Origin of the sequence: Microbacterium sp. 3J1, assembly GCF_001049495.1 — a bacterium.
GTDB lineage: Bacteria > Actinomycetota > Actinomycetes > Actinomycetales > Microbacteriaceae > Microbacterium.
Genome location: NZ_CDWI01000003.1, coordinates 1 through 5,830, shown reverse-complemented (window position 1 = coordinate 5,830; position 5,830 = coordinate 1). Strand labels below are relative to the sequence as shown.

General features: G+C 70.0%; 5 protein-coding genes. All 5 read left to right on the top strand.

Going from position 1 to position 5,830, the window contains the following annotated elements; translation table 11 throughout:
* On the top strand, positions 1-1,384 hold a 1,384-nt coding region (locus tag BN2660_RS01920), incomplete at its 5' end, for a cystathionine beta-synthase (protein ID WP_091226578.1).
* Positions 1,385-1,439: 55 nt separating this feature from the next.
* Positions 1,440-2,594 (top strand): cystathionine gamma-synthase, encoded by a 1,155-nt coding sequence (locus tag BN2660_RS01915; protein WP_091226576.1) that lies wholly within the window; start codon positions 1,440-1,442, stop codon positions 2,592-2,594.
* A gap of 277 nt (positions 2,595-2,871) precedes the next feature.
* Positions 2,872-4,101: a multidrug effflux MFS transporter gene (locus BN2660_RS01910; RefSeq protein ID WP_091226580.1), complete on the top strand. Its 1,230-nt coding sequence runs from the start codon at positions 2,872-2,874 to the stop codon at positions 4,099-4,101.
* 122 nt (positions 4,102-4,223) lie between these two features.
* Entirely contained in the window at positions 4,224-4,853 is a 630-nt protein-coding gene (locus BN2660_RS01905) for a phosphatase PAP2 family protein (protein WP_091226573.1), read from the top strand.
* Positions 4,854-4,911: 58 nt separating this feature from the next.
* Complete coding sequence (locus BN2660_RS01900) at positions 4,912-5,511, top strand: GNAT family N-acetyltransferase (protein ID WP_091226570.1); 600 nt, start codon at positions 4,912-4,914, stop codon at positions 5,509-5,511.
* Positions 5,512-5,830 lie beyond the last annotated feature (319 nt).

Here is a 5,830-nt window from a genome sequence, read left to right as displayed (position 1 = left end):
GGACTCCATCGTCGACCTCGTCGGCGACACCCCTCTCGTGAAGCTCCAGCACGTCGCCGAGGGCGTGGAGTGCACCGTTCTCGTGAAGCTGGAGTACCTCAACCCCGGCGGATCCGCAAAGGATCGCATCGCCGCGCGCATCATCGACGCGGCGGAGGCGTCGGGCGACCTCAAGCCCGGCGGCACGATCGTCGAGCCCACCAGCGGCAACACCGGGGTGGGACTCGCCCTCGTCGCGCAGCAGCGCGGGTACACCTGCGTCTTCGTGGTGCCCGACAAAGTGGGCGAGGACAAGATCGACGTGCTGCGCGCGTACGGCGCCGAGGTCGTCGTGACGCCGACCTCGGTCGCCCCCGACAGCCCCGAGTCGTACTACAGCGTCAGCGACCGGCTCGCCAGAGAGATCCCCGGCGCCTTCAAGCCCAACCAGTACGAGAACCCCAACGGCCCCCGCAGCCACTACGAGACCACGGGTCCCGAGATCTGGCGCGACACCGAGGGCCTGATCACGCACTTCGTCGCGGGTGTCGGCACCGGCGGCACCATCACCGGCACGGGCCGCTATCTGCGCGAGGTGTCGGACGACCGCGTCCGCATCGTCGGCATCGATCCTGAGGGCAGCGTCTACAGCGGCGGCACCGGCCGGCCCTACCTCGTCGAGGGCGTGGGCGAGGACATCTGGCCGGGCGCGTACGACCCGACCGTGCCGCACGAGATCGTCGCCGTCGACGACGCCGAGTCGTTCGCGATGACGAGGCGGCTGGCGCGCGAAGAGGGCATCCTCGTCGGCGGATCCAGCGGCATGGCCGTCGCCGGTGCGTTGCGCGTCGCCCGTGAGCTGCCCGCGGATGCCGTGATGGTGGTGCTCCTGCCCGACGGCGGGCGCGGCTACCTCGGCAAGATCTTCAACGACGGATGGATGCGGTCCTACGGCTTCAGCGAGGTCGAGGAGGGGGAGACGGTCGCCGACGTGCTGGCCACGCGTTCCCTTCGACAGGCTCAGGGAGCCAGGGGGGCGGCGAGCATTCCCGACCTCGTGCACGCGCATCCGACCGATACGGTGCTCGAGGCGATCGGCATGATGACCGAGTACGACGTGTCGCAGCTGGTGGTGCTCAGCGCCGAGCCGCCCGTCATGATGGGCGAGGTCGTCGGCACGGTCGACGAGAAGGGCCTGCTCGACCTCCTGTTCCGCGGCGACGCGAAGCCGACGGATGCGGTGGGGGCGCATGCGGGGGAGCGGCTGCCGCTCATCGGCATCCACGCCCCGATCGCGCAGGCGAGGGCGGCGCTCGCCGACGTCGACGCTCTGCTCGTCACGGAGGACGGCAAGCCGCACACCGTGCTCACCCGGCAGGACCTGCTCGCCTACATCTCGCGCTGACGCCCGGCGTAACAGGGGCGGATGCCCGGCCGTGGCCGGACGTAGGCTGAGACACATGTCCGAGCATGCCTTCGCCACCCGAGCCATCCACGCCGGTCAGGCGCCCGACCCGACCACCGGTGCGATCATCCCTCCGATCTACCAGTCCTCCACGCACGTGCAGGACGGCATCGGCGGCTTCCGCGACGGATACGAGTACAACCGCGCGGGCAACCCCACGCGCTCCTCTCTCGAGACGCAGCTCGCGGCCCTCGAGGGCGGATCGCACGCGCTGTCGTTCGCCTCGGGCCTCGCGGCGGAGGATGCCCTGCTGCGCGGCATCCTGAAGCCCGGTGACCATATCGTGCTGGGCAATGACGTGTACGGCGGCACCTATCGCCTGCTGTCGAAGGTCCACGCGGCATGGGGCGTCGAGACGACGACGGTCGAGCTGTCCGACCCCGACGCCGTGCGAGCGGCGATCCGGCCCGAGACGAAGATCGTGTGGATCGAGACGCCGAGCAACCCGCTGTTGAAGATCGTCGACATCGCGCTCACGGCCGAGATCGCGCACGCAGCCGGGGCCATCGCCGTCGTCGACAACACGTTCGCCTCGCCCGCCCTGCAGCAGCCGCTGTCGCTGGGGGCGGATCTCGTCGTGCACTCGACGACCAAGTACCTGGGCGGGCACTCCGACGTCCTGGGCGGTGCCGTGGTGTTCGGCGACGACCGGTTCTTCGAGCAGGTCAAGTTCCAGCAGTTCGCGGTCGGGGCCGTGTCGGCGCCGCTCGACGCGTGGCTCACGACCCGAGGCATCAAGACCTTGGCGCTGCGCGTGCGGCAGCACTCGGAGAACGCGCAGGCGATCGCGGAATGGGCGACGGCGCGGCCGGAGTTCGCGCAGGTCTTCTACCCGGGGCTCGCCTCGCACGCGGGTCACGACGTCGCGGCTCGGCAGATGAGCGGTTTCGGCGGGATGCTGTCGCTCGGCCTCGCGGCCGGCGGCACTGCGGCCAAGGCGTTCGCGGAATCGACCGAGCTGTTCCAGCTGGCGGAGTCCCTCGGCGGCGTCGAGTCGCTCATCGGCTACCCGCCGGACATGACCCACGCCTCGGTGCGGGGCACCGCGCTCGCCGTGCCCGAGAACGTCGTCCGGCTGTCCGTCGGCATCGAGGACGTCACGGACCTCGTCGCGGATCTCGAGCGGGGGCTCGCCGCGATCTCGCGCTGACGGTTTTCCGTCCCTCGTCGCGAGGGGCGCCCCTGCGGGCTGTACCATGGAGGCTTCGCCCGGATCGAATCGTTTCGACTCTCTCTCGCCGTCTCGACCGACCCCGCGACCCGCTCCCATCCCCCTCGCATCCGGAAGGACCGTCGTGCCCGACGCTCCACGCACAGACTCCCTCCCCGCCGTCGCCGCAGAGCGGACGGCCACCGGCAGCATCCGCATCCCTTCGTCGACGGGCGCGATCCGCACTCTCGGGTCGAATCCGGCGACCGCGCCGATCATGCTCCATCCCGGAGACTCGATCTCCAACGGCCGACGGGCGCTGTACATCGTGCTCCTCGGCGCCCTCACCGCGCTCGGGCCGTTCACGATCGATCTGTACCTGCCGGCGTTCCCCGTGCTCGAGCGGGACTTCGACACCACCGCGGCGGCGATCCAGCTCACGCTGACCGGAACGATGATCGGCTTCGCCCTCGGCCAGCTCGTCGTCGGGCCGCTCAGCGACAAGGTCGGCCGCCGGATCCCCCTGATCGCGGTCACGGCGCTGCATGTGCTCGCCAGCGCGGCGGCCGCCTACGCGCCGACGCTTCCGCTGCTGAGCGGGGCGCGCGTGCTCATGGGCGTGGGCGCTGCGGCGGGAGGCGTGGTGGCCATGGCGATCGTGCGCGACCTCTTCGGCGGTCGCCGCCTCGTGGTGATGCTCTCGCGCCTCGCGCTGGTCTCGGGCGTCGCACCGGTCGTCGCGCCGTTGATCGGATCGTGGCTGCTCACGCTCATGCCGTGGCGGGGGATCTTCGTCGTCCTCGCCCTGTACGGCGTGGTAATGCTGGTCTCCACCGTGATCTTCGTCCCCGAGACGCTCCCCGCTGCGCGTCGGCAGGAGAAGGGCGGCGCGACCGTCCTCGAGCGATACCGATCGGTGTTCTCCGACCGTGTCTTCATCGGCGTGCTGATCATCGGCGGCATGACCTTCTCTGGGCTCTTCTCCTACCTCTCCGCCTCCCCGTTCCTCTTCCAGCAGACGCACGGACTGGATGCGCAGCAGTACGGCCTCCTCTTCGCCGTCAACTCCCTCGGGGTCGTGACCGGCGTGCAGGCGGCATCCCGCCTCGCCGCGCGCTTCGGCCCGCAGTGGGTCATGGCCTACTCGACCGGCGTGCTGCTGCTGGCCGCTGTCGCGATCATCGTCACGGATCAGCTCGGGCTCGGGCTCTGGGGCACCGTCATCCCGCTGTTCGTCTTCATGACCGCCTGCGGGTTCACGATGCCCAACGTCCAGGTGCTGGCGCTGGATCGGCATGGGAAGGCGGCCGGCACGGCGGCATCCGTCATCGGCGCGGCGAACTTCGGGGTCGCAGGTCTCGTGTCGCCGGTCGTCGGCTGGGTCTCTCAGGATGCCGGTATCACCGCCACGACGATGGCGTCGGTCATGGTCGGATGCGCGGTGATCGGCATCCTCTCGCTGTGGCTGATCGTGCGTCCGCGCACCGTCGGGATGCTCACGCCCTGATCTTCGGGAACCACGGTTCCTGATCTTCGGGAACCACGCTCCCTGAACTTCGGGAACCACGCTCCCTGATCTTCGGGAACCACGCTCCCTGATCTTCGGGAACCACGAGGCAGAATGGACCGATGAGAACACGTGTGCTGCTGTGGTGGGGCGTCGGACTGCTCGTGGCGGCGGTGCTCCTCGGAGCAGCGATCGTGTTCGGGTACACGGAGCCGCCGGGGTTCGACCGATGGTGGAACGACGCGATCGCGGCGCATCGCGCGGACTGGATGCTCTCGGTCGCCTTCGCGCTGAACAGCATCGGCGGCGGATGGATCGCGATCCTCGTGGTGCCGCTGCTGCTGATCCTCGCGCTGCTGCTGGCCCGGAGATGGCGAGCGGCGGTCTTCGCCGCCGCGGCGTTCGTGGCGAGTGCGCTCGCGGTGCAGATCCTGAAGAACCTCTTCGGCAGGGCGCGACCCGAGGACATGATCGTCGCGAGCGACTACGGCTCATTCCCCTCAGGGCATACGGCCAACGCGGCGACGATCGCACTCGTGCTGTACCTCGTGTTCCCGCGGCTCTGGACGGCGCTGCTCGGTGCGGTCTGGATCGTCGCGATGGCGCTCTCGCGCACGCTCCTGTCGGTGCACTGGGCGACCGACACCCTGGGCGGCGCCCTCGTCGGCGCGGGAGTCGTGCTGCTGCTCGGCGCATGGCTGCTTCCGTGGGTGCAGCAGACGTCACGGCGGAATACCGCCTCGATAGGCTGAATCGCCCGATCTCACCCGATCAAGCCCGATCTCGCCCGATCTCACCGAGGAGTCCTGCGTGTCCCGCATCCGCCAGTACCGCCCGTCCGACCGCGCAGCACTGTACGAGATCTGCGTGCGGACAGCGGATGCCGGCGCCGACGCCACAGGGATCTTCTCCGACGACTCGCTCTGGGGCGACCTCTTCGCCGTGCCCTACGTCGAACGGCATCCGGATCTCGCCTGGGTCGTGGAGTCGGAGGACGGCAGGGTGATCGGGTACATCGTCGCGACGGACGACACCGATTCCTTCGCGACGTGGTTCCGTGACGAGTGGTGGCCGACGCGGCACGAGCGCCATCCGCGGCCTGCGAACCCCTCCACCCGCGAGGAGCGGATGGTCGAGTACGGGTATGCGCAGGCGCCCGGGCGAAATGCGAACGCGGGGGAGTATCCGGCCCATCTGCACATCGACCTGCTGCCTGAGACGCAGGGCCAGGGGTTGGGCCGCGCGCTCATCGAGACGCTGTTCGCGGAGCTGCGGCGGCAGGGCGTCCGGGGACTGCATCTCGGAATGGATCCGAGCAACACCGGGGCGGCGGCCTTCTACGAGCGGCTGGGTATGACGCCGCTCCCCGCGGAGCCCGGCGGGCAGAGCTTCGGCGTGCGCTTCGACTGACTCGGGACGGGGTGGGTGCACCGCGCCTGCGCCCGCGCGCGCTGGTGCGGTGCTCGCTGACGGGCGCATTTCTCCCTGACGGGCGGATGGATGCGGCGCAGAAGTCAGCCCGACGTGGAGAAGTCCGCCCGACGGGGTGATGGGGCTGGGCTGTCCCGGCGGCGCCGGGGTCCTCGCGCGGAGTTCTCGCGCGCGGTTCTCCCTGATGGGCGGAGTTCTCCCTGACGGGCGGAGTTCTCCCTGTGGGGCGGATGGATGCGGTGCAGACGTCCGCCCGAGGCGGAGAAGTCCGCCCGACGGGGTGATGGGGCTGGGCTGT

What these genes read in the sequence shown, in the direction of transcription:
- BN2660_RS01910 (WP_091226580.1), top strand. Translation starts at nt 2,872, where the DNA reads ATGCTCCATCCCGGAGACTCGATCTCCAACGGCCGACGGGCGCTGTAC.
- BN2660_RS01915 (WP_091226576.1), top strand. Translation starts at nt 1,440, where the DNA reads ATGTCCGAGCATGCCTTCGCCACCCGAGCCATCCACGCCGGTCAGGCG.
- BN2660_RS01905 (WP_091226573.1), top strand. Translation starts at nt 4,224, where the DNA reads ATGAGAACACGTGTGCTGCTGTGGTGGGGCGTCGGACTGCTCGTGGCG.